Source organism: Pseudoxanthomonas sp. 22568, assembly GCF_052044485.1.
Taxonomy (GTDB): domain Bacteria; phylum Pseudomonadota; class Gammaproteobacteria; order Xanthomonadales; family Xanthomonadaceae; genus Pseudoxanthomonas_A; species Pseudoxanthomonas_A beigongshangi.
In genome coordinates this window covers 268,555-294,301 of sequence record NZ_JBQENC010000004.1, presented here as the reverse complement: position 1 = coordinate 294,301, position 25,747 = coordinate 268,555, and the positions used below count along the sequence as shown (strand labels likewise).

The window sequence follows — 25,747 nt, the reverse complement described above, 5'->3', positions numbered from 1 at the left end:
GGGCTTACTCGAAGAATTTCGGGGGGATGCCGCAGGCATCGGAGATTTCGGTGGCCATCGCCGCCAGTTGGGCATCGCTGGCCGAGGGCTGGTCCTCATCCTGATCGGTGAATTCACCGTAGCCGGACAACTCGCGCAGGCGGCGGTACTGCGAGCCGTAGGCGAAGGTCATGAAGGACACGAGCCGATCCGGCGGCATGCTGCTCGGGTCGAATCCCTGCCCTTCCCCGGCCAGGGCGTTGTCGATGGAAAATCCACCCAGTTCCTTCATCGTGTCGCCGGCGCCTTCGTCCAGCAGCTTCAGCGCGGCCTGGAACTCGTCCGGCGCCTGGTCGGCGTAGGCATCGACGGCGCGCCGCTTGCGGGCCACGAACGCCGGCCGGGCGACCTGCTGGCTGAAGCAGGCGCGCTGCTTGCCATCCAGTTCCGCCTCCAGCGCCTTCGGATCCTTTTCCATCAACTGGGCAAAGATGCGATGGATCGGGAACATGTCGACCAGATACTCGGTCATCCGCTCGCGGGCCACGGCATCGACCGTGGCCGGCGCGGCCGCGGCGGTGCCGGCGCTGGCCAGCAATCCCGCGGCCAGCAGGAGACGCAGCCGCACACGGCTCACGCCGCGCGTTCCATGCTGGCGACGAAGCGATCGAACAGCGGCGAGACGTCATGCGGGCCGGGCGAGGCTTCCGGGTGGCCCTGGAAGGAAAACGCCGGCGCGTCGGTCAGTTCGATGCCCTGGTTGGTGCCGTCGAACAGCGAGCGGTGGATGACCCGCACGTTGGCCGGCAGGCTGGACTCGTCGACCGCGAAGCCGTGGTTCTGCGAGGTGATCATCACCCGGCCGGAATCCAGGTCCTGCACCGGATGGTTGGCGCCGTGGTGGCCGTGGCCCATCTTGAGGGTCTTGGCGCCGGCGGCCAGCGCCAGCAGCTGATGGCCCAGGCAGATGCCGAAAGTCGGGATTTTCTTCGCCACGAACTCGCGGATGGCGGCAATCGCGTAATCGCAGGGTTCCGGGTCGCCAGGGCCGTTGGACAGGAAAATGCCATCCGGATTCAGCGCCAGCGCGTCGGTGGCCGACGTCTGCGCCGGCACCACCGTCACCTCGCAGCCGCGTTCGGCCAGCATGCGCAGGATGTTGTGCTTGACGCCGAAGTCATAGGCCACGACCTTGAACTTCGGTTCGGCGTGGACGAACTCGCCACGATCCAGATCCAGCTGGCCGTCCTTCCAGGCGTAGCGTTCGGTGGTGGACACCACTTTGGCCAGATCCATGCCCTTCAGGCCGGGGAACTTGCGCGCCGCTTCCAGCGCCTTGTCCACGTCCACGTCCGCGCCGGCCATCAGCGCGCCGTTCTGGGCGCCACGATCGCGCAGGATGCGGGTGAGCTTGCGGGTGTCGATGCCGGCGATGGCGACGATGCCGCGGGCGATCAGCCACTCCGGCAGCGCCACCTGGCTGCGCCAGCTGCTGGGCCGGCGCGGTACGTCGCGCACGATCAGGCCGGCGCCCCAGACCTGGCGCGCTTCGTCGTCCTGGTCGGTGCAGCCGGTGTTGCCGATGTGGGGATAGGTCAGGGTGACCAGCTGGCGGGCGTAGGACGGGTCGGTCAGGATTTCCTGGTAACCGGTCATCGCGGTGTTGAACACCACTTCGCCAACGGAAAGGCCGTCTGCGCCTACGGATTCGCCCTCGAATACGGTGCCGTCTTCGAGTACGAGGATTGCGGGTTGAGTCACGGGGTTCGCCTTGGGGTGGAGGAACCCTGCCCCTCCGACTTGCGGCTGCAAGAAACCGCGGACTCGGCGTTTTTCCGGTCCGGGGCGGTAGGTAACAGGCGAGCGGGAATTATACGGGCGAGCCCCCGCCCGCGCTACAGTTTTTTGACCGATCCACACGCCGTCCGCCGGCGGCGCGCCCGCTGTTCAGTCTGCGGGCGCGCGGGAAAGGCCGCTTTCACGGGGACCGCGTTTCCTGCGTCAGGGCGCCTCCGCGCCGTCCGCTCGCGACGTCCCGGCCGGCACCGGACGCCCCAGGCGCGAACGTTCGAACCACCACAGCACGCCGGCGAAACACAGCCACCCCAGCCACCACGGCCAGGCGCTGCCGCGCCGCTCCGGCACGCCGCCGGTGGCCGCCACACGCGCGGGCCGGTCACCGACCAGCCGCAGGGTGGCCTCGCGCAATGCCATCGCCCGCAAACCAGGCGCCTCGCCGGGCGCGCGGACCGCGAACGGCCACTCCGCCTCGCCCATGCGGAGCCGATGCCATCCCCCGCGCGTGGGCCAATAGCCGGCACAGCCCGCCGCACCACCGGCGGGATCCGGCAACAGGGTCGCGACGGCACCATCGGGCGCGATCACCCGCGCCTGGCCGGTGATGCCGCATACGCGCACGCGCTGACCGGCGCGTGCATCCTGTTCGAACACTGGTGCGGCGCCACCGCGCGCGCGCGCCAGGGTGGCGAAGGTTCCGCTCCACAGTTCCGCGTGCAGATCGTCGCGGCCGGCGAGCGTCAACCGGTAGGTGTCGGTCAGGGGCCACACGCCGATCCGGCCGCGTCCCTCCGCCCGCCAGCTCGCCAGCGATTTTCCCGCGGCGTCGCGCACCAGGGAGACCGCGTCGGCGCTGTCATCGCGCAGATTGCGCCGGCTCAATGCCGGCGCGCCGATGGCGTCGGTATCGACCGGCGTGTCCCGGCTGCCGGCGCCCTGGCGTGCGCGCAGGCCGTCGTCATCGCGTTCGGGAACCACCAGCCGGACTTCGTTGCCGTCACCGCCTCCGGACACCGCCAGGCCCAGTGCCCGCAGTTGCCGGCGGGAGCCGTCCGACAACGGTCCTTCCACCCGCAGCAGCACGCCCAATCCTGCGCGCACGGCGGTCACCAGCGCCGTGCGCGACCCATCACCCAGCGTGGCCCAGCTGCGATCGTCGAGCACCAGCAGGTCGAAGCGTTCGAAGGTGGCGGCGTTCAACGCGAGCGGCGCATCGCCCAGTTGCATGCCCGCGCCGACCTGGATCTGGACGTGCGGCGTCATCCCCGCATCGACCATCCAGCGACGCAGGTATTTCAGTTCGGGATTGGGCGCGGCGGCCAGCACCAGCACGCGTGGCGGCGGTTCGCCCGCCACCCGGATCGGCACCTCCACGGTCTCCACCGCACGGCGCGATCGATCGGACAACCGCAGGCGGAACCCCACTTGTCCCGGCGCGCGCGCGGTGCCGCCGACGCTGAAGTCACCTGTCGCCGACGGCGTCGCCGCATCCACCCGGCGGCCGGCCGGATCCAGCAGTTCCACCACCCCGCCCTCCAGCGCGTGCACGCGGCCGGTGACGACGAATGCGGCGCCGGGCGCAACCTGCGCCAGCGCGTCCAGGCGGACCAGCCCGCGCGGCAACGGCGTGGCGGCGAAGCGCAGGCTGTAGTCGCGTGCGGCTTCGAGATCTCGCGGTTCCAGGCCGGCGCCGACGACATGGAGTTGTCGCATGCCCGGATACCGCCGCAGCGCGGTGGCCAGATCCGGTACCCTTTCCGCATCCGGCGTGGCGGGCGCTTCAGGGAGTGCGATCACCCCATCGCCCGGAACGCGCGCGGTGCGCGGTGCCTGCGCACCGGCGGTGAGCACGGTCAGGGTGCCGCGCTGGCCTGGAACCGTTGGCGGCATCAGCGCGAAGTACAGCAGCAGCGCGTAAACCGGCTGCGCCAGCAACAGCACCAGCAGACGCCAGCGGCGCGCGGGTTCGGACGCACGCCGCTGCCACCAGAACAGGCGCGCGATGGCGAGCACGGCGGCGAGCGCGAGCAAACCCGCCAGCAGCATGGCCGGGGTCATGGCGCCCGCTCCCGTCGCAACCCATCCAGGTAGCGTTCGCCGGCGGCATCGGTGGCACGGCGTTGCACCTGTGCCGGCGGACGCGCCAGCACCGGCCACAACCGTTCGCGCAGGCGCTGGCGGCAGGCCAGGCAGGCCGGATCGCCGCGCACCGCGTCGATGGCGGCGAACAGCGACAGCGGATCGGCCACGCGGGTTTCGTTGTCGCGCAGCCAACGTTGCAGCGCGTCGAGATCCGGCGCGGCGCCTTTTGTTCCCTCCGCGGCCTCTTCCAGCGCCTTCCATGCAGCGGCGGGCACCGCGTCGCCCGTCGCCGCCGGCGCGATGGCGAGTTCGCGGCGCGCCAGTCCGTCGCGCTTGCCGGTGAGCCGGCGGCTTTCGTCGATGGGCGGCAGTTCCGGTCCCACCCGCGCCAGGTAGATGCGACTGGCCTGCTGCACTTCCTTGATGTAGCCCAGCGCCTTGTAGGCGAACGGCAGCGCCTGATCCGGACGTCCCTGGCGCAGGTGCAGCTCCGATTGCCACATCTGGTCCAGCGCCTGCTTCAGCGTCGCGCGGGTTTCGGGATCCAGCAGGGTCGCCGCTTCGGCGTGATCGTGGGTATGGCCGTATTCGGCCAGCACGTCCTGTTCCCGGCCCATGCCTTGCGGTGCCTCCGCGGAAACGGGTGCGGATGCGGTGTCGCCATGATCGTGGCCGTCGTCGTCGTGATGCGTTTCTTCGGCGTCGTTGGTCGGCGGCGGCTCGGGCTCGCCTTCGGCCTCCTCGCCCAGGAACTGGCCGTAACGCAGTCGCAGGATGCGCTGGTCCACGCCGATTTCGTCCGAACGCCGCAGGAAGCGATCCGCGGCGAGCCGGCGCTTGTCCTTCTGCAGGGCCTCGGCGTCGAGGATGATCTGGCGCTGGCTGCGGAAGTAGGCCGGCAGCACCTTCTTGACCATCCCTTCCAGCGCGCCGCTCTCGTTGCCCGCATCGGCGGGCCAGCGCAGGATCAGGCCGGGACTGCGCGCGGACTGCGGCCGTGGCTGGCGGTTGTCCGCCACCGTCAGCTGGACGATCAGATCGTCACCGACCGCGAAACCCGCCTCCGCCAGATCCAGCGCGATGTCGAAGCGCCGCGCGGTCGCGGCGCCCTTGCCGGCCACGACCCGCGTGCGTTCGCGGAACTGGATGTTCTCGCCGCTGCCCTGCGCCAGGGTCACCCGCAACTGCGCCTGCGCGGCGACGCCATGGTCGTCCTTCACCTCGAAGGACAGCGGCCAGCGACGCTGTCCCGGCGCCAGCAGGCTGAGGCCGCGATCCGGCGCCAGCACCGTGATCTGCGGCGGGCGATCGGCAATGGCGTCGATGCGATGCAGGCGAGGTGCGGGCTGCGCGGGCACGCCCTGCGGCAACACCCGGTACAGCACCGACTGGTCCAGGGTCATGCTAGCGGTCCAGAGATCGCCGTCGCGGGTCAGCGCGATGCGCCGGCCCTGATGGAAAACCAGTTCGGCCGCGGCCGGCTGCGGGGCGAAGCGCAGCGTCCAGGTCAGGCGGGAACCGGCCGGCGCGCGGGTGTCCAGGCGGGCTTCGTCGCGTGCGGTTTGCCGTGTATAGGCGGGCGGGACGATGCGCAGCTGCTGTCCGACCAGGCGCGGGACGCCGGCGACCACCGGCACTTGTTCGTCACTGGGCGCGAGCCTGGCCTGCGTCGGCTTCGGCGTCGGCCACGCCAGCAGCAGCGTGGCCGCCAGCAGGCCACCGGCCCAGCCCGCGATCAGCCAGCGCCGCGACCAGGCAGGCCGCAGTGCGGACGCGGGCACCGAGGCCAGGCGCGGTTGCAAGCGCGCGCGCTGCAAGCGCTGCAACGGATTCAGCCGCGCCGGTTCGGCGAACAGCAGATCGCTGCTGTCCTCCATCTCGCCGCGCGCGTCCAGCCTTTCCACCAGCCAATGCGCATCGAACCGGCGCGCGCGCCAGGCGGCCATCGTCGCCAGCAACACCGCGCCAGCCACGCCGGCGATCAGCACCACGCTGGCGCCACCGCATCGCCAGCCCGACAGCATCGCCACCGCCAGCCACGGCAACCCGGCCAGTGCGGTATCGAGGACCGCGCGCCGTCGCGCGGTGGCCAGCAGACCTGGCAGCACGGCTGAACTCATGGCGCGGCGCTCCGCCTGCGCGAGGTCGCCCAGCCACGTTCCAGTACCAGCAACAGCGCTATCAACATCGTCAGCCAGGGCTGCAGATCGCGGGGCGCTTGCGGATAGGCCGCCGCGCCGGACAGCGGTGCGTAGTCACGCGCGGCCACCCGCGCAGGCGCCGGCATCGGCTCGGCGAACAGTTCGCGCAGCCGCGCCGGAAACACCGGTTCCAGCAGTTGCGGCATGACCGAAGGCTGCAACGGACGGGTGAAGCGCAGTACGCGTCCCTGCCCCAGCGCGCCACCCTCGACGATCGTCGCGCCGGTTTCGTCGGTCCAGTAGGGCGTCATCGCGCCGACATCGCCGATCCGTGCCTGTGCATCCAGCAATGCCGTGCCGCCCGCAGCGATCCATCGGCGAATCGCCGGGGGAACCTCGCCCGGCGCCAGCCAGATCAATGCACGTGCATCGCCGGCCAATGGCTGCCTGGTATCCGCCACCGAGAGTCGCTTCGCGATCGCGGTTTCGCCACTCCAGCTTTCGGCAGCCGCGCGCAGGTAGCGCAGCGCGTCCTGCCGAGCTGGCGCATGACGCACGGACAGAACGGGCGGCTCGGTCGCGCCGCGCTGGAACGCCGATGGCGGCAAACGCGGCAGCTCGCGCCAGTCGACGGCGCGCGACAGCCGCGGGCGCTCACCGTCCGCGCCATCGAACCAGGCGGGCATCACCACCGTCAGCGCGACCTCCGGCGGCAGATCCGCATCCAGTTCGCGCAGCAGGCTGGCGGTGGGTGCCGGCGAAGCCGGCGCGGGCGAATCCAGGGGTGGAAATCCCGGCGCCAGCCAACGCGATTCCGAATCCGTTCCGCCCCACTGGCGCGCGACGCTCGCGTCCACCTCCGGCGACACCACGACCCACGGTGTTCCGCCATGGATGCCTTGCAGGACCGGCCGCGCCAGCCACAGCGCGAGCAGGGCCAGCAGCAGCAGGCGCAGGAGCAGCAACCCGCGTTCGTCGAAGCGGATGCGATGGCGTGGGCGCGGCTTCTGGCGCAGCCAGCGCAGCGCGGCGAAATCGGTCGGACGCTGTTCGCTGCGCCGCGCCAGATGAACCAGCAGCGGCAGCAGCAGCGCGCCGAGGGCAGCCAGCGCGGCGGGCAGCAGCAACGCCAGGCTCATGCGTATTCCGCCGCGTCACGCGCGCCGAACAGCCGTCGCAGCGGCAGATCCAGTGGCTGATCCAGGAAGTGCTCGGCATGGCGGATGCCGCTGGCATCCAGGCGCGCCTTGAGCGCGCGCTGGGCTCCGGTAAAACGTGAAAGATAGTCGGCGCGCATCGCCGCGCCATCGCCCAGCAGTTCCTCGCCGGTTTCCGGATCCCGGAAACGGTAGCCGTCGGTGAACGGAAAATCGCGCTCCTCCACGGTGAGCAGGGTGATCACCAGCACCTCGCGCCGCGCCGCCGCCAGGCGCTCGGCGATGGCCACGCTGGCCTCGTCGAAGCAATCGCCCAGCAGCACCACCAAATCACCGGCGCCGACGCGCTCCCACAGCGGGGTGAGCTGTTCCGGCTCGGGAAACGCCCCCTGCGCGGCCAGGCCGTGCAGTTCCAGCAGCAGGCGATCGCGCTGGCGGATGCCGGTGGCCGGCGCGACCAGCCGCAGCCCGTCCGCACGCAAGGCCACCAGCCCGAACCGATCGCCCTGCCGCAGCGCCAGTTCGCCCAGGCAGGCCGCCAGCGCCTTGGCCGCATGCAACCGCGACCAGCCGGGATTCGCGCCGTCCGCCTGCGCCATCGAGGCACTGGCGTCGATGAGGATCCACAGCGCCAGCGGGCTTTCGCGTTCGGCCTCGCGCACGAAGAAGCGATCCGAACGCGCGTACAGTTTCCAGTCGATCTGGCGCGGTTCGTCGCCCGGCTCGTAGGCGCGGTACTGGGCGAACTCCAGCCCCGCCCCGCGGCTGCGGCTGCGATGCAGGCCGATGCCCTGCCCGCCGATCGCGCGACGCGAGGTCAGCCGCAGATCCTTCAGGCGGCTCCGTACCTCGGGCGGGATCGGGTCGTACGACATCGGAGGTGGACGGTCAGGACCGTGCCAGCGGCACGTCACGCAGCAGCGCGGCAATCACGTCGTCGGCGCTCTTCTGCTCGGCTTCGGCGGCGAACGACAACAGCAGGCGATGGCGCATCACCGGCGCGGCCAGCGCGGCGACGTCCTCACGGGTCGCGGCCAGGCGCCCGTGCAGCAGCGCCCGCGCCTTGGCAGCCAGCACCAGCGACTGCCCGGCGCGCGGACCGGCGCCCCATTTGACGTACTTGCGCACTTCCTCCGGCGCGCCATCGGCGGGGCGGCTCGCGCGCACCAGCCGGGTGATCCAGCGCAGCAGGTCCTCGCCCAGGTGGACCTGGCGCACGTACCGCTGCAGCATCAGCACGTCCGTGCCCTGCATCACCCGCGGCACTTCGCCCAACTGGCTGCCGGTGGTCTGCAGCAGGATGTCGTGCTCCTCCTGCTCGCTGGGATAGTCCACCCGGATGTGCAGCAGGAAGCGGTCCAACTGCGCTTCGGGCAGCGGATAGGTGCCGGCCTGCTCCAGCGGATTCTGGGTCGCGAGCACGAAGAACGGCGTCGGCAGCGCGTGGGTGACGCCGGCATAGCTGACGGTGCGTTCCTGCATCGCTTCCAGCAGCGCGGCCTGGGTCTTGGGCGGGGTGCGGTTGAGTTCGTCGGCCAGCAGCAGGTTCGTGAACACCGGACCGGGCTGGAAACGGAAGCGACGATGGCCGGTGCCGTGTTCCTCCTCCAGCAGTTCGGTGCCGAGGATGTCGCTGGGCATCAGATCGGGAGTGAACTGCACGCGCCGGAACTGCAGTTCCAGCGCCTGCCCCAGGGTCCTCACCAGCAAGGTCTTGCCCAATCCCGGCACGCCTTCCAGCAGGCAGTGGCCGCCGGCCAGCAGGCCGATCAACAGCTGCTCGACCACGGCTTCCTGGCCGACGATGGCGCGGCCGATGGCGTCGCGCAGAGAGGCCAGCCGATCCAGTTGCGCCCGGATGTCGGTTTCGGAAAGTTCGCTCATCGGAAATCCCGTGGAGAAGAGAGGCGGCAGGACCACGACCGCGCAGTGGCGAAGGTCCGGTTCATGAGTTCAGCGCGTACATGACGATATTGACCGCGAATCTGGTGTTGTCCTCGGCCAGGAACCGCTTGTTGCGCCAGTCGTAGTCCCATTCGCAACCATAGTCCTTGTTGCTGTAGAGCACGCCCAGGCGGCCATTGATTTCGATGCCCTGCAGGTACTCGTGGACCAGATCATCGCCCCAGCCATTGAGTTCGAAGCCGGTGGCCGGGGGACCATCGAAGGTGAAGAAGCTGCGGTACAGGGGATGTTGGTTCGGCAGCTTCTTCATCGCCTTGGCCCCGAAGATCGAGGCCATCTGCGCCTCGAACGACTTGGCGAACAGGCCATCGATGTCATGGTTGCAGTCGTCCACGAATACAAAGCCGCCGTTGCGCACGTAGCGCTCGAAGTTGCGCCGCTCGGCGGGATTGAATTCGACCAGCTTGTGCCCGGCCAGGTAGCAGAACGGTGCCGACAGCACCCGCGGATCGGACAGCGCCAGCACGTGTTCCTTCGGATCCACCCGCAACTGGGTGTAGTCGATCAGCGACGTGATCAGGTTGGCCGGCATGCGCTGATCCACGTCCCAGTCGCCGGAGTCATAGCGCAGGCGGGTGAACCAGAAATCGTAGACGGGTGCCGCCCGTGCCGCGCGGGGCGAAGCGCCGAGCAGTGCACCGGCGAGGCCGCCGGCCATCAAGCGCAGGAACTCGGCGCGGGTCATGCCCGCGCCCCCGTCGCCCATGCCGCCGTGCCTTCACGCACAAGCGGAAGGCGCGGCGGGGACAAGGCGGAATCCATCAACGGCACGGGCATCTCGGAACGATACGGAATTGCGGACGCCGGCCTGTCGCGGGAAGACGCCTCCCCGCCCGCGCGGCCCCCTCCCGCCACCGGGAGAGGACGCGAACGGTTCAAACCGCGTCGGACAGCGAGGTGAAGGTGAAGTCGCGCAGCTTCATCGGCGGGATCATCATCACGAACGAGGATTCGTCACCGGCCACGCGCACCGGTTTGCCGAGTTCCTCGATGTTGTTGAGCATGATCACCGGCGACTCGTTGAAGCGGAAATTCTTCACCGGGTACTTGATCTCGCCGTTCTCGATGTAGAAGGTGCCGTCGCGGGTCAGTCCGGTCAGCAGCACGGTCTGCGGGTCGACCAGGCGGATGTACCAGGTGCGGGTGACCAGGATGCCCTTCTGGGTGCTCTTCACCAGTTCGGCCGTGGACTTGTCGCCGCCGGCCATCAGCAGGTTGCCGGGCGAGCCGACCGCGCGCTTGCCCTGCTTCTGCGCCCAGAAGCGCGAATAGTCCAGGTTGGCGATCTTGCCGTTCTCGACGATCGCCATCTTCTCGCGCGGCAGGTTCTCGCCATCCCACGGCAGCACCGGCGCGTCCGGATGCCAGGGATCGGCGGTCAGGTTCACCCGCGGGTCGTAGACCTGCTCGCCCAGCTTGTTGCCGCCGCCCTTCTTGGACAGGAAGCTGCGGCCCTCGTCGGCCTGGCGCGCGTCGAAGAAATTCATCATGAAGGAGATCAGGCCCGCGGCCGCGGCCGGTTCCAGGATCACGGTGTACTTGCCCGGCTCCAGCGCCTTGGCATCGGCCGATTCGCTGGCCTTGCGCATGGCGGTGCGGATGTCGCTGTCGGCCTTGAACGCATTGGCGTCCTTCAGGTTGCGGCCGACCCAGCCGGACCCGCGTCCGTCCTCGGTGCGCACGGTGCAGGTGTAGTCGAAGCTGGTGGCGCGCTGGTAGCCGAAGTTGCCCTTGCTGTTGGCGAAGGCGACGAAGCTCTGGCCGTCCTCCAGGAAGCCGGCGGCAATCAGTTTCTCCGCCTTGCAGGGATCGATGGATGCCTTGGCCACCTCGGCACGGAACTCCGGGGTGATGGCGGCGGTGGATTCACTGAAGGTGGGACTGGCCTGGTAGGCCTGCTTGTCGATGGCCGGCATGAACTCGGGATTCTCCGGCGCCAGCCGGGCCAGGTCCTCGGCGCGGCGGACCACGCGTTCCAGCGCGGCATCGTCGAACTCGTTGATGGTCGCCACGCCCACGCGCTTGCCGAACGCCACCTGCACCGCCAGATCGGCGTTGCTGACGATGCCGCTGGTGGACACGTCGTTGAGCGCGAAGCGGATGTTGCCGCTGATGCTCCCGCTCAGGCTTGCCGTGCACTCGTCGGCCTTGGATAGCGCGATGACCTTGTCCAGGATGGCCTTGGCCTGCGCTTCGGTAAGGATGCTCATGTTCTGGGATTCTCTCGTAGAGCGGAGCGCGCTCCGCTGCCTTTCGCTGTCGGGGACCTCGGGGTTCGGCGGAGCCGGGCAAGCCCAGCTCCACGCCTCAACCCAGGCTGCGGGCGGTATTGATCACGTTGATGCCGTTGAAACGCGCGGTGGAGGAACCGTGCGAGACCGCCGACACCTGCCCGGGCTGGCCCTTGCCGTCGAAGAACGAACCGCCCAGGCGGTAATCGCTTTCGTCGCACACCGCCGCGCAGGCGTTCCAGAACTCAGGCGTGCGGATCTGGTAGGCCACGTCCTCGATCTGCTGGGTGATCTTGCCGTTCTTGATTTCGTAGAACAGTTGGCCGCCGAACTGCGCGTTGTAGCGCTGCTGGTCGATGGAGAACGAACCGTCGCCGATGATGTAGATGCCGTTCTCGACATCCTTGATCATGTCCGCCACGCTCAGCTTCTGCTTGCCCGGCTGCAGCGAGACGTTGGCCATGCGCTGGAACTGCACGCTCGACCAGGAGTCGGCATAGCAGCAGCCGTCCGATTCGGTCTTGCCGAGGATGTGCGCCTGATCGCGGATGGTCTGGTAGTCGACCAGCTTGCCGTCGGTGATCAGGTTCCAGCGCTTGGTCTTCACGCCTTCGTCGTCGTAGCCCACCGCGCCCAGGCTGCCGGGCTGGACCTTGTCGGCGAACAGGGTGACCTTGTCGCTGCCGTACTGGAACGCCGCCTCGCGCTTGTCCAGGGTGGCGAAGCTGGTGCCGGCGTAGTTGGCCTCGTAGCCCAGCACGCGGTCCAGCTCCAGCGGGTGGCCGACCGATTCGTGGATGGTCAGCCAGGTATGCGAGGGATCCAGCACCAGATCGTACTTGCCGGGCTTCACCGAAGGCGCCTTGAGCTTGGCGCGCGCCTGCCTGGCCGCGGCGATGGCGTCTTCCTTCATGTCGTAGGACAGGCCGTAGTTGACCACGCCGTTTGGCGAGGTCACCTTGCCGGAGGCGTCGCCGTCCAGGTATTCGAAGCCCATGCCCATCGGCGCGGACAGACCGTCGCGGGTGCGGAACTTGCCGCTGGCCTTGTCGATGGCGGTGACGGTCATCGGCACCCAGATGCGGTGGATGTCCTGGTCGATGTAGGAACCATCGGTGCTGGCGAAGTACTTCTGTTCGTTGACCAGGAACAGCATCGAGTTGACGAAATCCGCGCCGGCGTTGATCGCGGCGGCGTTGACGCCCAGCAGCAGATCCGCCTTGTCCTTGATCGGCACCGCCATCGCGTTCTTGCGGATAGGCGTCTTCCACGCCACCTCGCCCACGCCCGGCGTGGCCGCCAGTTGCACCGGCTTGCCCTGCACCTTGCTGTTGGCCTTGGCGATCGCGGCGGCCTGCTGCGCGGCCTTCGCCACGCCCTGCGCGGTCAGCTCGTGGGTGGCGGCGAAACCCCAGGCGCCGTTGGCGATCACGCGGATGCCGACACCGGTGGACTCGGTGTTGACCACGTTCTGCACCTTGTCCTCGCGGGTGATCACGAACTGGCGCAGGTAGCGTCCGATGCGCACGTCGCAGTAGCTGGCGCCCGCCTCCTTGGCCGCGGTCATGGCGGTGTCGGCCAGGCGCTTCTTCAGGCCGACATCGAGGGAGGTCTGCAATTCCTCGGCGGCGATGGCCTTGCCGAAGTAGGCCGGCAGCATCAGGCCGCCGAGGCTGAGGCCGCTGTAGGCCAGGAAGTCACGTCTGCGCAAGGCTTGCTCTCCAGCGATGAGCCCCGCAGCGCGGAGCTGGAACGGAACGGAATGAAGCGGGACGAAGCGGAATTGCGATGTGGCGGGTGCGTGCCGGATTCTTGCCGGTGGCTGAATGGTCCGTCAAATGACTTTCGGCATAGAAGCGATGCCTTCCGGCGCAATTCCCTCGGCCGCCGCAGCGAGGTGGTCCCGGCTTCGCATCGCAGCGTCCGCCCGCGTCCGTGGACGCAAGCAGCGCGCATGGTTCATCGCACCCGCGAGCGGCGGAGCGCACGGTCGGCGATGCGAAAGCGACTCCGCTTCCCGGTTTCGTTTCCACGCGCGCCACGCCCGTCCCCGCAGGCGGATGGCTCGCTCATGCGGGCAAAGGCTCAGTCGAGCAGATCGCGGACGCGATATTGACCGGCTGCGCGGCCGGCCAGGCGCCCGGCCACATGCAGGGCGCCGCGCGCGAAGATGTCTCGGTTGGTGGCACGGTGGACCAGTTCGATGCGTTCACCCAGGCCGGTGAACTGCACCAGATGCTCGCCGACGATGTCGCCGGCACGCAGGCTGGCGTAATGCACCGGCGCGCCTGCCGAACCGGCCGCCTCGCCCAGCGTGAGCGCGGTGCCCGAGGGCGCGTCCTTCTTGTGGACGTGGTGGGACTCGACCACGTCGCAATCCCAACCGCCCAGCGCGGCGGCGGCGCGTTCGACCAGTTCGGTCAGCACCGCCACGCCCAGGCTGAAGTTGGAGGCCCACACCAGCGGGATCCGGCCGGCCGCCTGCGCCAGCGCTTGCCGCTGCGCCTCGTCCAGACCGGTGGTGCCGGACACCAGCGCCGCGCCGCGCTGCACGCACAGCGCCAGCACCGGGGCGAAACCCTCGGGCAGGCTGAAATCGATGGCCACGTCGAACGCCGGCACGCCGCCCAGCTCACTGGTGGCGAAATACGGCACGCCTTCCACCACCCGCTGCGCGGGCGATTTGCGCATCACCGCCGCGACCACCTGCAACCGCTGCGGCTGTTCGGCGGCCAGGCGCAACAGGGCCTGGCCCATGCGCCCGGAGGCGCCGTGGATGAGAATGCGGGTGGGCGTGGTTTCCATGCCCGGCATGGTAGCCGAGCGGGCCTCTTCGGCGAAGATGCTGGGTTCACTTCCCTGCATTCCCCTGTAGGAGCGACGTGAGTCGCGACCGGACGATCGGAATCCCGGCTATCGCGACCGAGCGTCGCGGGACCGATATCGGTCGCGACTCACGTCGCTCCTACAAGATTGGCGGAGGTTTGCCTTCACGCCACCGCGGCAGCGATCTCCTCTCGCACCAGCGCACCCAGCCGCGCCATGCCCTGTTCGATCTTCTCGGCCGACACGGTCACGAACGACAGGCGCAGGGTATGGGATTGCGGATCCACCGCGAAGAACGGCGCGCCCGGCACGAACGCGACGTTGTGTTCAATCGCCCGTGCGAGCAGCGCGCCGGCATCGACGCCTTCCGGCAGCGTGACCCAGATGAACATGCCGCCGGCCGGGCGGTTCCATTTCGCCTCGGCGGGGAAATGGCGCTGCAACGCGGACAGCATCAGTTCGCACTGATCGCCGTAGAGCTTGCGGATCTCGGGAATGTGGCGATCCAGGAACCCGCCCTGCACCGCCTCGAACACGATCCGCTGCGAGAACGACGGGGTATGCAGATCCGCCGCCTGCTTGGCCTGCACCAGCTTGGCGTGCAGCGGCTCGGGCGCGATCAGGTAACCCAGCCGCAGGCCGGGCGCCAGCACCTTGGAGAACGACCCCATGTAGACCACGTTGCCCGGATCCATCGACAGCAGGCTGGGCAACTGCTCGCCGTGGTAACTCAGTTCGCCATAAGGATCATCCTCGACCACCAGCACGCCGGCGGCGCGGGCGCGGGCAATCAGCGCGCGGCGGCGTTCCAGCGGCAGACGCCGGCCGGTCGGATTCTGGAAATTCGGCAGGCAGTACATGAAGCGGCCGCCGCGCAGTTGCGCCTCGTCCAGCGCATCCACCACGATGCCCTCGTCGTCGCTGCGCATCGGCGAGAACGCCGGCTGGAACAGCGAGAACGCCTGCAGCGCGCCGAGGTAGCTGGGGGTTTCCACCAGCACCTTGCTGCCCTCGTCGATCAGCACCTTGCCCAGCAGATCCAGGCCCTGCTGCGAACCGGTGGTGACCAGCACCTGGCCGGGCCGGACGGTCACGCCGTCGCGGCTGTGGCGCGCGGCGATCCATTCGCGCAACGGGGTGAAGCCCTCGGTAGGCCCGTACTGCAACGCAGCCTGCGGCGCCTCGGTGAACACCTTGTCGGTGGCCTCCCGCATGCGCGCGATCGGAAACGTGGCCGGCGATGGCAATCCGCCCGCGAAGGAAATGACTTCCGGACGTTCGGTGACCTTGAGGATTTCGCGGATCGCCGAACTGGTCAGCGCCTGCGCGCGGCGGGACAGGGTGAAATGGCTGTTCATCGGCGCAGTGTAACGGGGATATCGGCGCGTGCCGTTTCGCACTGCGCCAATACGCCGCCGTACCGCGTCAGCGGCCGGCGGCCAGCACCCGGCCGATGCCGCTGGCGTCGATTTCCGCCGCCGCGCGGCGCAGGCCGTCCGCGTCCACGTCCGCATCGAAGCCGATACGGAAATGCACCTCGCCCTCCGGGGTGCGCGAGGAGTGGATCGACGACAGGCTCACGCCGTGCCGTTCGAACACGTGCAGCAGCGCCCGCAGCGAACCGGGACGATCCTCCGGCAGATGCACGCTCATCGACTGCGCGCCGGCCAGGTCGGCCAGCAGGTAGCCCAAGCGCTCGTAGCTGTAGTTGCCGTCGGCCAGCGCCCGCGCGCCCAGCGCTTCCCGGTTGCCGTCCAGGAATTCCTCGCGGAACGCCGCGCGCGCGGCGTCGCTCCCCTCGCCCACCAGCGCCGCCATCCGGCCAATCTGCGCGTGCAGCGCGGTGAGGATTTCATGCGCGTGCGGATTGCCGAACTGGATGTCCTCGTAGATCGCCGGATTCAGCGACAGGATGCGCGACAGGATCGCCGCGTCCATCTCGAAGGAGGCCGAACGGAACGGCAGCAGTTCGGCCAGCGCGCCAACCGCCGGGGCCTGTCCGCGCAGCACGCCGGCCTGGGCCAGGTGGCTGGCATGCACCATCGCCTGCACCAGCGCCATGATCCGATCATGCTGTTCGGGTTCGGCGTGGACGTACTCGCCTTCCAGCGCGCGCAGCAGCGCGTCCAGCCAGGGACGCCAGCCCTCCAGCCGCGCTTCGCACACCACCGTCACCCTGCCCTTCAGGGTTGGCGCCTTGGGCGGCGCGGTCATCGGATGCAAGCCCGCCACCTCGGCGCGCGATCGCAGCATCGCGGCGATTGGCGCGGCCTTGATCGAAGTGACATCCAGCCACAGCTTGCCGGCTTCCGTGCCGGCGGCCAGCTCCACGTAGCGCCCGATGATCGCGGCGGTATGCCGGATCGGCGCGGAGAAAATCAGCACATCGGCTCGCTGCGCCAGTTCGGCTTCCGGCAGCGAAGCGGGATCCGCCGGGTCGTGTCCGATCACCGCCAGCCCCATCCGGGTCTCGAAGAAGCGGCGCAGCCAGCGCCCGTAGGCGCCGGCGCTGCCGACGATGCCGATCAGGGGTGGGGACACGAAAAAGGGCTCCTTGGGGGAGCCCTCATTCTAGGTCAGAGCGTCGGCGTGGATCAGGACGTCATGCGATCCCAGAAACCTTTCACGCCATCCAGGAAGGTCGCCGACTTCGGCGAGTGCTTGCGCGCCTCGTCGCCGACGAAGGTCGCCTCGAACTTTTCCAGCAACTCGCGCTGTTCGCTGGTCAGGTTGACCGGGGTTTCCACCACCACGCGGCAATACAGATCGCCTTCGCTGCGGCTGCGCACCGACTTGACGCCCTTGCCGCGCAGGCGGAACAGCTTGCCGGTCTGGGTTTCGGCGGGAATGCGGATCTCCGCCTCGCCGTTGAGCGTGGGCACGCGCACGGTATCGCCCAGCGCCGCCTGCGAAATCCGGATCGGCACCTCGCAATGCAGATCGTCGCCGTCGCGCTGGAAAATATCGTGCTCGCGCACGCGCACTTCCACGTACAGATCACCCGGCGGGGTGCCCGGCGGTCCCGCCTCGCCCTCGCCGGTCAGGCGGATGCGATCGCCGTTGTCCACGCCGGCCGGAATCTTGACCGACAGGACCTTCTCTTCCTCCACGCGACCGGCGCCATGGCAGGTCTTGCAGGGATTCTTGATGGTCTGGCCACGGCCGCCGCAGGCCGGACAGGTCTGCTGCATGGCGAAGATGCCGCGCTGCATGCGCACGTTGCCGCGGCCGCCGCAGGTGGCGCAGGTTTCGACCTGGCCATCCTCCGAACCCGAGCCATGGCAGGGTTCGCAGGCCACCAGGGTGGGAATCTCGATGCGCTTCTCGATGCCGGCCACGGCCTCCTCGAGATCCAGCTCCATCACGTAGCCGATGTCGGCGCCGCGACGGGCGGCGCGCGCGCCACCGCCGCCAAAGATGTTGCCGAAGATGTCGCCGAAGATGTCGCCCATGTCCGGCCCGCCGGCACCACCACCGCCCATGCCGTGCTCGAAGGCCGCATGGCCGTGGGCATCGTAGGCGCGGCGCTTGGCGCCGTCCGACAACACCTCGTAAGCCTCCTTGCATTCCTTGAACGACGCCTCGGCGGCCTTGTCGCCGGGATTGCGATCCGGATGGAACTTCATCGCGCAGCGGCGATAAGCCTTCTTCAGCTCGTCATCGCTGGCGGTGCGGGCCACGCCCAGGACTTCGTAGTAATCGCGTTTCATTGGGCGTGAATCGGGAATGGGGAATCGGGAATCGTCATGCAGGAGATCTCGCCATCGGATATGAGAACGGGGAACCGGGTATCACGGAAGCGCGGCTGGAGCCGCTTTTCCGATTCCCGATTCCCCATTCACCATTCCCGTTACTTCTTGTCGTCCTTGACTTCGGTGAACTCGGCGTCGACCACGTCGTCGCCGGCGGGCTGCGCGCCCGGGGCGGCGCCGGCGTCGGCGCCCGGCTGCTGGCCGGAAGCGGCGGCCGCGTACAGCGACTGGCCGGCCTCCTCCAGCGCCTTGGACTTGGCCTCGATCTGCGCCTTGTCATCGCTCTTCATCGCCGTTTCCAGCTCGGCGATGGCGCCCTCGACCCGGCCGATCACGTCGCCCGGCACCTTGCTGCCATGCTCGGTGATGGCGGTGCGGGTGGCGTGCAGCAGGCCGTCGGCGTGGTTGCGCGCCTGCACCAGTTCGTGGAACTTCTTGTCCTCGTCGCGATGCGCTTCGGCATCGGCGACCATGCGCTGGATCTCTTCCTCGGACAGGCCCGAACCGGCCTTGATCTCGACCTTCTGTTCCTTGTTGGTCTTCTTGTCCTTGGCCGAGACGTGCAGGATGCCGTTGGCGTCGATGTCGAACGACACCTCGATCTGCGGCAAGCCGCGCGGCGAGGGATCGATGCCGGCCAGATCGAAGCGGGCCAGCGACTTGTTGAAGCGGGCCTGTTCACGCTCGCCCTGCAGCACGTGCACGGTCACCGCGGACTGGTTGTCCTCGGCCGTGGAGAAGGTCTGCGAGGCCTTGGTCGGGATGGTGGTGTTCTTTTCGATGATCTTGGTGAACACGCCGCCCAGGGTCTCGATGCCCAGGCTCAGCGGGGTCACGTCCAGCAGCAGCACGTCCTTGACGTCGCCGGCCAGCACGCCGCCCTGGATCGCGGCGCCCAGCGCCACGGCCTCGTCGGGATTGACGTCCTTGCGCGGTTCCTTGCCGAAGAACTCGGCCACCGCCTGCTGCACCTTCGGCATGCGGGTCTGGCCGCCGACCAGGATCACCTCGCTGATCTCGCTGGCGCGCAGGCCGGCGTCGTTCAGCGCGATGCGGCACGGCTCGATGCTCTTCTTGATCAGGTCTTCCACCAGCGCTTCCAGCTTGGCGCGGGTCAGCTTGATGTTCAGGTGCTTGGGACCGGACGCGTCGGCGGTGATGTACGGCAGGTTGACTTCGGTCTGCTGCGAGCTGGACAGCTCGATCTTGGCGCGCTCTGCGGCGTCCTTCAGGCGCTGCAGGGCCAGCGGATCCTTGCGCAGGTCGATGCCCTGGTCCTTCTGGAACTCTTCCACCAGGTAGTCGATGACGCGCTTGTCGAAGTCTTCGCCGCCCAGGAAGGTGTCGCCGTTGGTGGCCAGCACCTCGAACTGCTTCTCGCCGTCGACGTTGGCAATCTCGATGATCGACACGTCGAAGGTGCCGCCGCCCAGATCGTACACGGCGATCTTGCGATCGGTGCCGTCGGCCTTGTCCAGGCCATAGGCCAGCGCCGCCGCGGTCGGCTCGTTGATGATGCGCTTGACGTCCAGGCCGGCGATCTTGCCGGCGTCCTTGGTCGCCTGGCGCTGGCTGTCGTTGAAGTAGGCCGGCACGGTGATGACCGCCTCGGTGACCGTCTCGCCCAGGAAGGCTTCGGCGGTCTTCTTCATCTTCTCCAGGATGCGCGCGGAGATTTCCTGCGCGGACAGCTTCTTGCCGTCGGCGGTCGCCACCCAGGCGTCGCCGTTGTCGTGCTGGACGATGGAGTACGGCACCAGGCCGATGTCCTTCTGCACTTCGGCGTCGGTGAACTTGCGGCCGATCAGGCGCTTCACCGCGAAGAAGGTGTTCTTGGGGTTGGTGACGGCCTGGCGCTTGGCCGAGGCGCCCACCAGGACTTCGCCGTCCTTGGTGTAGGCGACGATGGAGGGGGTGGTGCGGTCGCCTTCGGAATTCTCGATGACGCGTGCCTTGCCGCCTTCCATGATCGCCACGCACGAATTGGTCGTGCCCAGGTCGATGCCGATGATCTTGCCCATTGTCGGGTTCGCTCCCTAAAAAGTGTCTGTCTTGGTCCGGCGCTGCGCCGGGGATGGTCTGGATGTGGGGTCCGGCCGGCGCGGTTCAAGCGCCGGCGACCCGGGCATTCAGTCCTGCCTGGCCACCACCACCAGCGCGGGGCGCAGCAGGCGGTCGTTGAGCAGGTAGCCCTTCTGGAACACCTGCACCACGCTGCCGGGTGCGGCACCGGGAGCGTCGGCCTGGCTGATGGCCTGGTGGTGTTCGGGATTGAACGGCGCGCCGACCGGGTCGAGCACGGTCAGGCCGTTGTCGCCGGCGACCTTCAACAACTGCCGGTAGGTCAGCTCCAGCCCCTCGCGCAGCGGATTGGCCTCGCCGCCGGCCGCGGCCAGCCCGGCGTCCAGGCTGTCGAAGACCGGCAGCAGGTCGCCCAGCAGGCGTTCGTTGGCGAACTTGCGCGCCATCTCGATGTCGCGCGCCACCCGCTTGCGCTGGTTCTCCAGGTCGGCCCGCTCCAGCAGCGAGGCGGCCCGCAGTTGGTCCACTTCGTTGCGGAGGGTTTCCAACTCGGCGATCAGGGGGTTGTCGGCTTCTTGGGGTTCGGGCGTCTGGCCCAGTTCGGAATCGTGTTCGTTTTGGCTCATCTCGGGTCCCGTCGCGGCGGTTCCTGCCGCATGACAGGCCACTTATTGGGACGGGCTGTCGGGATTCAAGGCTGCCCCCAGCGCATCGGCCGCCGCCTGGACCACCGGGATCACCCGGTCGTAGGCCATCCGGGTCGGGCCGATCACCCCCAGCACCCCCAGCACCTGCCCACCGGCCATGTACGGGGCGGTGACCACCGAAACGCTGTCGTGGCGGGCCAGGCCGGTGTCCTCGCCGATGAAGATCCGCACCCCCGGCGCGCGCAGGGTGCGCTCCAGCAACTGCAGGATCTCGCGCTTGCGGGCGAAGGTCTCGAACAGGTCGCGCAGGCGTTCCAGGTCCGACAGGTCCTGCACGCTCATCAGCCGGGTCTGGCCGGCCAGCACCACGTCGTCGCCGGGCGGCGCCAGCGCCTGCTCGGCCAGATCCACCGCCTGCGCCAGCAGCCCTTCCATCTCGCTACGGGCGTCGCGCAGCTCGCGCAACAGGGTCGCGCGGATGTCGGCCAGCGGACGGCCGGCGAAATGGGTGTTCAGGTAGTTGGCGATCCGCTCCAGCTCCGAACGGTCGTAGACCCGGCGTGGCTCGATGACCCGGTTCTGCACGTCGTTGTCGGCAAACACCAGGATTGCCATCACCCGGCGCCCGTCCAACGGCACGAAGTCGATGTAGCGGAAGGCGAACTGCTCGCGTCGGGGCGCGCTCACCACCCCGACGAAATGGGTCATCGCCGACAGCAGTTCCGAGGCATTGCCCAGCAGCGCCTGGGTGCCCGCCCCGGCGGGCAGTTCGGCGCGCAGGCGGGTGATCTCGCCCTCGCCCAGCGACTTCACCTGGACCAGGCTGTCCACGAACACACGGTAGCCTTGGGCGGTGGGAATCCGTCCGGCCGAGGTATGCGGCGAGCTCAGCAGGCCCACTTCCTCCAGCTCGGCCAGGATGTTGCGGATGGTGGCCGGGCTCACGTCCAGCCCGGCCGAACGCGCCAGGGTCTGCGAACCGACCGGCTCGCCGTCGCGGATGTAACGGGAGATCAGCGCCCGCAGCAATTGGCGGGCACGGGGATCCAGCGGAGCGTCGGCGGATGCGGACATCATCGGCGAATAGATAGCCGCATCGCCCGGCGACCGCAAGCATTGAAGTGACTTCCGGCCCCTTGGCGACGGCCGGCCGGTGCGCGTCAATGGCCTTCCCGCACGCACCGATCCCGCCGCCATGGCCTATCTGCTGTTCAAGTTGCTGCACATCGTCGCCGTGGTGCTGTTCCTGGGCAACGTCACCACCGGCGTGTTCTGGGTGCGCCACGCCGCCCGTCACCGTTCCCCGCCGCACCTAGCCGAGGCGATGGCCGGGGTCATCCGCAGCGATCGGGTGTTCACCGTGCCGGCGGTGCTGGTGATCATCACCAGCGGCGGCCTGGCCGCCTGGCTGGGCGGTTGGCCACTGCTGCGCACCGGCTGGCTCGGCCTGGGCATCGGCCTGTTCGTGCTGTCCGGACTGGTGTTCGCCGCACTGGCGCCGCTGCAGCACCGCCTGCAGGTGCTGGCCGCGCGCGCCAATGCCCGCTGGGAGGATTGCCAGCCGCTGCTGCGCCGCTGGAACCGCATCGGCCTCGCCAGCCTGCTGCCGGCCTGGCTGGCGCTGGCGGCGATGGTATTGAAGCTGCCCGCGTAGTCCGTCGCGGCTCCTGCGACGGCGCGCCCCGATGCTGGCGCCGCGTGCCATGCGTGTCATGGCTGGCCCTTACAATACGAACATGCTCAGACACCTCGCGATCAAGGATTTCGCCGTCGTCCGCGCCACCGAACTGGAATTCGGCCCCGGCATGACCGTCATTTCCGGAGAAACCGGCGCCGGCAAGTCGCTGCTGGTGGATGCCCTGGGTTTCCTGTCCGGCCTGCGCGCCGACAGCGGCGTGGTCCGCCACGGCGCCGAACGCGCCGAACTGTCGGCCGAATTCGCCATCGAGGCCAATGCGCCGGCGCTGGCCTGGCTGCGCGAACAGGAACTGGACGACGGACTGGCCTGCCAGTTGCGCCGGGTGATCCGCGCCGACGGCGGTTCGCGCGCCTGGATCAACGGCCGCAGCGTGACCCTCGGGCAGTTGTCCGACCTGGCCGGGCGGCTGGTGGAAATCCACGGCCAGCACGAACACCAGGCGTTGATGGACAAGGCCAGCCAGCGCGACCTGCTGGACGGCCATGCCCGCAACGCGACCGAACGGCAGGCGGTGGCGGCCGCCGCCGACCGCTGGTCCGAACTGCTGCGGGAACGCGAGCATCTGTCCCGCCAGGGCGACGTGTCCGACCGCATCAACTACCTGGAGCACCAACTCGGCGAACTGGCGCGCGAGGACCTGGCCCCGGCCAGCATCGAAAACCTGCTCGCCGGACATCGCCGCCAGGCCCACGCCGCCGGCCTCATCCAGGCCTGCGAGGCGGCGCTGGCGCGGCTGGGCGACGACGAATCGCCGTCCCTGTCCCGGCAATTGCAACAGACCCGCGGCGAACTGGCGCGACTGGTGCAGCACGAGCCGCGCCTGGCCGAAATCGACGGCATGCTGGAAAGCGCGCACATCCAGATTGACGAGGCGCTCGGCCTGCTCGGCCAGGTCCGCGACGATCTCGACGCGGATCCGGAACAGTTCGAGGAACTGGAGCGCCGACTCGGCCGCATCCACGATCTGGCCCGCAAGCACCGCACCACGCCGGACGAACTGGCGCGCGTGCGCGACGCCATCGCCACCGAACTGGACAGCCTGCGCGGCGCCGGCGAACGCCTGCTCAGCCTCAACAAGGACATCGAGGCCGCCCGCGAAAGCTGGAAATCGGCCGCCGCCCGGCTCACCCGCAGCCGCCAGCGCGCCGCCCGCGAACTCGGCAAGACCACCACCGCGCTGATTGCCGAACTCGGCATGGGCGGCGGCCGCTTCGAAATCGCGTTGGAACCCAACGAAGGCGACCGTCCCGACCCGGCCGGTGCCGAGCGGGTCGAGTTCCTGGTCGCCGCCAATGCCGGTCAACCGCCCCGCCCGCTGCGCAAGGTCGCTTCCGGCGGCGAACTCTCGCGCATCTCGCTGGCGATCGAGGTCGCCGCGCTAGGCGTGGACGCGGTGCCGACCATGGTGTTCGACGAAGTGGACTCCGGTATCGGCGGCGCGGTCGCCGACATCGTCGGCAAGAAACTGCGCGCGCTCGGCGCCCAGCGGCAGGTGCTGTGCGTGACCCACCTGCCGCAGGTCGCCGCGCAGGGCCACGCCCACTACCGGGTCAGCAAGGCCCCGGTCGACGGCATGACCCAGAGCGCGGTCGAAGTACTGACCGCCCGCCAGCGCGAGGAAGAGCTGGCGCGCATGCTGGGCGGCGTCGAGGTCAGCAAGGAAGCCCACGCCGCGGCCAAGCGGTTGCTGGCCGACGTCGCGGGCTGAGGCGTCCGATCGCGCGCCTTTTTCGGGTTTCCCGGTTTCGGTCGGGAAACCCGTGAAAGGTGGGAAGGGCTCGCGGCCGGGAGGCCGCTCCTACCGAGGCTTGAGGGCGTTGCGGGGTTCAGCGCTTCTTGCGCACGTACAGGACCAGCGAGTGTTCTTCCAGCAGGTAGCCGTGCTTGGCCGCGATTTCGCGCTGCAGCTTCTCGATTTCCGGGCTTTCGAATTCGATGATCTTGCCGGTGTCCACGTCCACCATGTGGTCGTGGTGGCCACCTCGGTCCAGTTCGTAGACGGCCTGGCCGCCCTCGAAGTTGTGCTTCAGCACCAGGCCGGCGGCCTCGAACTGGGTCAGCACGCGGTACACCGTGGCCAGGCCAATCTCGTCGCCGTGTTCCAGCAACTGGCGATAGATGTCTTCGGCGCTCAGGTGATGCTGCGAGGTTTTCTGCTCCAGCAGTTCCAGGATGCGCATCCGCGGGTGGGTGACCTTGAGGCCAACCTTGCGAAGTTCTTGGGATTCCATATCGGCGTCTCCGTTCATAACCGGTTTAGCGCCGGCTGCCTGAAGCTGGGTTGCGGCGGTCGCCGGAAGTGTATCATCGGCATGTTTTCCACCTGTAGCCGTCCCATGCGCAAACTCCTGCTGGTCGCCGCCCTCGCCTCCCTGACTGCCGGCTGCGGCATCCTCTACAAGCAGCCGATCTACCAGGGCAACCTGCTGGACAAGGCCGCGGTGGATCAATTGCAGGTGGGCCAGAGCAAGCAGCAGGTGCAGGCGCTGATCGGCAGCCCGTCCATCGCCGATCCCTTCCACTCCCAGCGCTGGGACTACGCGGCCAGCGAGCGCACCAACCGCCGCGGCACCACCGAGGTCAAGACGCTGACCCTGCACTTCCAGGGCGACACGCTGGCCAGCTGGGAAGGCGAATATTTCCCCGAAAACGACCTGCAGCTGGCTTCGGACGTGCGCAAGTTCGGTCCCAACCTGGCCAAGGACAAGAAGAAGGGCGGCCGCGGCGGCCGCTGAGCCGTTTCGGCGCTAGTCCTTGCGGGCGCGGCGTCGCCGCGCTTCCTTGGGGTCCACCGTCAGGGGCCTCAGCAGTTCCACCCGATCCCCCTCGTGCAGGGCCGTCTCGGCCCGCGCCACCACGCCGTGGATGGCATAGCCGGTGATGTCCGGGTCGCCGGCGAATCCGGCCAGCCGCACCGCGTCGGCCAGCAGCGCGCCGTCCGGCAATTCCACCGTCACCGTGTCGAAACGGCGCGGCCAGGCGCGAATGACCTCGACCTTCATCTCACTCGCCGCGGTCGGCCACGCGCACGAAGTCGTCCACCATGCGGTCGGCCAGTCCCTGGAAACCCAGGGTCAACGCCGGCAGCAGCAGGCGGCTGGACGGTTCGAATTCCAGGGTCAGGCTGACCTTGCAGGCGCTTTCGTCCAGCGCGTGGAATTCCCACTGCCCGTGCAGCTTGCGGAACGGCCCGTCGACCAGCTTCATGTCGATGCGGTGCGGACGGTCCAGTGTGTTCTCGGTGGTGAACCAGGTGCTCAGCGAACCCAGCCCCAGGTCCAGCCGTGCCACCAGCCGCTGCTCGCCGGTCTCGATGATTTCGGCGCCGCGGCACCAGTCGAAGCGGCGGGGATAGGCGGGGATATCGTTGACCAGGTCGAACATGCGGCTGGCGGCGTGTTCGACCAGGGCGCTGCGGCGGATGGTTTGCATTTGACTCGCTTGTGGTT

Annotated in this window: 23 protein-coding genes; 3 read left to right on the top strand and 20 right to left on the bottom strand. The window is 68.8% G+C overall.

Annotated features, from left to right (window positions below; all coding sequences use genetic code 11):
• Positions 1-4: 4 nt before the first annotated feature.
• The 17 genes from ACTJI2_RS07215 to hrcA form a co-directional block, all read right to left on the bottom strand.
• Positions 5-616, bottom strand: coding sequence for a hypothetical protein (locus ACTJI2_RS07215; protein WP_318288994.1), 612 nt, complete (start codon positions 614-616; stop codon positions 5-7).
• The gene (gene carA, locus ACTJI2_RS07210) at positions 613-1,740 is read right to left on the bottom strand and encodes a glutamine-hydrolyzing carbamoyl-phosphate synthase small subunit (protein WP_183641569.1); all 1,128 of its coding nucleotides are present in this window, start codon (positions 1,738-1,740) and stop codon (positions 613-615) included. Before carA ends, ACTJI2_RS07215 begins: the two co-directional genes overlap by 4 nt.
• 240 nt (positions 1,741-1,980) lie before the next feature.
• Positions 1,981-3,834 (bottom strand): carboxypeptidase regulatory-like domain-containing protein, encoded by a 1,854-nt coding sequence (locus ACTJI2_RS07205; RefSeq protein ID WP_440841581.1) that lies wholly within the window; start codon positions 3,832-3,834, stop codon positions 1,981-1,983.
• Complete coding sequence (locus ACTJI2_RS07200) at positions 3,831-5,978, bottom strand: DUF4175 domain-containing protein (protein WP_183641573.1); 2,148 nt, start codon at positions 5,976-5,978, stop codon at positions 3,831-3,833. Before ACTJI2_RS07200 ends, ACTJI2_RS07205 begins: the two co-directional genes overlap by 4 nt.
• The gene (locus tag ACTJI2_RS07195) at positions 5,975-7,138 is read right to left on the bottom strand and encodes a BatA domain-containing protein (RefSeq protein ID WP_440841580.1); all 1,164 of its coding nucleotides are present in this window, start codon (positions 7,136-7,138) and stop codon (positions 5,975-5,977) included. The genes ACTJI2_RS07200 and ACTJI2_RS07195 overlap by 4 nt, the downstream gene beginning before the upstream one ends.
• A complete protein-coding gene (locus ACTJI2_RS07190; RefSeq protein ID WP_440841579.1) occupies positions 7,135-8,031 on the bottom strand; it encodes a DUF58 domain-containing protein in 897 nt (298 codons plus the stop codon). Before ACTJI2_RS07190 ends, ACTJI2_RS07195 begins: the two co-directional genes overlap by 4 nt.
• A gap of 13 nt (positions 8,032-8,044) precedes the next feature.
• Entirely contained in the window at positions 8,045-9,040 is a 996-nt protein-coding gene (locus tag ACTJI2_RS07185) for an AAA family ATPase (protein WP_183641579.1), read from the bottom strand.
• A gap of 61 nt (positions 9,041-9,101) precedes the next feature.
• Positions 9,102-9,806, bottom strand: a complete 705-nt coding sequence (locus ACTJI2_RS07180; protein ID WP_183641581.1) for a DUF4159 domain-containing protein — start codon at positions 9,804-9,806, stop codon at positions 9,102-9,104.
• Between the two features lie 190 nt (positions 9,807-9,996).
• Entirely contained in the window at positions 9,997-11,331 is a 1,335-nt protein-coding gene (locus ACTJI2_RS07175; RefSeq protein ID WP_183641584.1) for a TldD/PmbA family protein, read from the bottom strand.
• 97 nt (positions 11,332-11,428) lie between these two features.
• Complete coding sequence (locus ACTJI2_RS07170) at positions 11,429-13,063, bottom strand: TldD/PmbA family protein (RefSeq protein WP_183641586.1); 1,635 nt, start codon at positions 13,061-13,063, stop codon at positions 11,429-11,431.
• Between the two features lie 374 nt (positions 13,064-13,437).
• A complete protein-coding gene (gene dapB / locus ACTJI2_RS07165) occupies positions 13,438-14,157 on the bottom strand; it encodes a 4-hydroxy-tetrahydrodipicolinate reductase (protein ID WP_440841578.1) in 720 nt (239 codons plus the stop codon).
• Positions 14,158-14,342: 185 nt separating this feature from the next.
• A complete protein-coding gene (locus ACTJI2_RS07160) occupies positions 14,343-15,536 on the bottom strand; it encodes a PLP-dependent aminotransferase family protein (protein WP_440841576.1) in 1,194 nt (397 codons plus the stop codon).
• Between the two features lie 67 nt (positions 15,537-15,603).
• The gene (locus ACTJI2_RS07155; RefSeq protein WP_203321724.1) at positions 15,604-16,719 is read right to left on the bottom strand and encodes a prephenate dehydrogenase; all 1,116 of its coding nucleotides are present in this window, start codon (positions 16,717-16,719) and stop codon (positions 15,604-15,606) included.
• A 53-nt stretch (positions 16,720-16,772) separates the two neighbouring features.
• Positions 16,773-17,888, bottom strand: a complete 1,116-nt coding sequence (gene dnaJ, locus ACTJI2_RS07150; protein ID WP_203321725.1) for a molecular chaperone DnaJ — start codon at positions 17,886-17,888, stop codon at positions 16,773-16,775.
• Between the two features lie 140 nt (positions 17,889-18,028).
• Positions 18,029-19,951 (bottom strand): molecular chaperone DnaK, encoded by a 1,923-nt coding sequence (gene dnaK / locus ACTJI2_RS07145; RefSeq protein ID WP_141452993.1) that lies wholly within the window; start codon positions 19,949-19,951, stop codon positions 18,029-18,031.
• A 108-nt stretch (positions 19,952-20,059) separates the two neighbouring features.
• Positions 20,060-20,578: a nucleotide exchange factor GrpE gene (gene grpE, locus ACTJI2_RS07140; RefSeq protein WP_183641597.1), complete on the bottom strand. Its 519-nt coding sequence runs from the start codon at positions 20,576-20,578 to the stop codon at positions 20,060-20,062.
• A gap of 42 nt (positions 20,579-20,620) precedes the next feature.
• Positions 20,621-21,673 carry a heat-inducible transcriptional repressor HrcA gene (hrcA, locus tag ACTJI2_RS07135; protein WP_183641599.1) on the bottom strand — a complete coding sequence of 351 codons (1,053 nt, stop codon included), beginning with the start codon at positions 21,671-21,673 and terminating at the stop codon, positions 20,621-20,623.
• A gap of 121 nt (positions 21,674-21,794) precedes the next feature.
• On the opposite strand from hrcA, the gene ACTJI2_RS07130 reads away from it, so the two are divergent.
• Both ACTJI2_RS07130 and recN read left to right on the top strand, forming a co-directional pair.
• Positions 21,795-22,253 (top strand): DUF2269 family protein, encoded by a 459-nt coding sequence (locus ACTJI2_RS07130; RefSeq protein WP_440841575.1) that lies wholly within the window; start codon positions 21,795-21,797, stop codon positions 22,251-22,253.
• Positions 22,254-22,335: 82 nt separating this feature from the next.
• Positions 22,336-24,006 (top strand): DNA repair protein RecN, encoded by a 1,671-nt coding sequence (gene recN / locus ACTJI2_RS07125; RefSeq protein WP_440841573.1) that lies wholly within the window; start codon positions 22,336-22,338, stop codon positions 24,004-24,006.
• A 118-nt stretch (positions 24,007-24,124) separates the two neighbouring features.
• Here recN and fur read toward each other — a convergent pair whose 3' ends face one another.
• Positions 24,125-24,529 (bottom strand): ferric iron uptake transcriptional regulator, encoded by a 405-nt coding sequence (fur, locus tag ACTJI2_RS07120; protein WP_181444074.1) that lies wholly within the window; start codon positions 24,527-24,529, stop codon positions 24,125-24,127.
• A gap of 105 nt (positions 24,530-24,634) precedes the next feature.
• Here fur and ACTJI2_RS07115 point away from each other — a divergent pair, with 105 nt between their 5' ends.
• Positions 24,635-25,033 carry an outer membrane protein assembly factor BamE gene (locus ACTJI2_RS07115; RefSeq protein ID WP_141452999.1) on the top strand — a complete coding sequence of 133 codons (399 nt, stop codon included), beginning with the start codon at positions 24,635-24,637 and terminating at the stop codon, positions 25,031-25,033.
• A gap of 12 nt (positions 25,034-25,045) precedes the next feature.
• On the opposite strand, the gene ACTJI2_RS07110 is transcribed toward ACTJI2_RS07115, so the two are convergent.
• Entirely contained in the window at positions 25,046-25,300 is a 255-nt protein-coding gene (locus tag ACTJI2_RS07110; RefSeq protein ID WP_440841571.1) for an RnfH family protein, read from the bottom strand.
• A gap of 1 nt (position 25,301) precedes the next feature.
• Complete coding sequence (locus ACTJI2_RS07105) at positions 25,302-25,730, bottom strand: type II toxin-antitoxin system RatA family toxin (RefSeq protein WP_141453001.1); 429 nt, start codon at positions 25,728-25,730, stop codon at positions 25,302-25,304.
• Positions 25,731-25,747 lie beyond the last annotated feature (17 nt).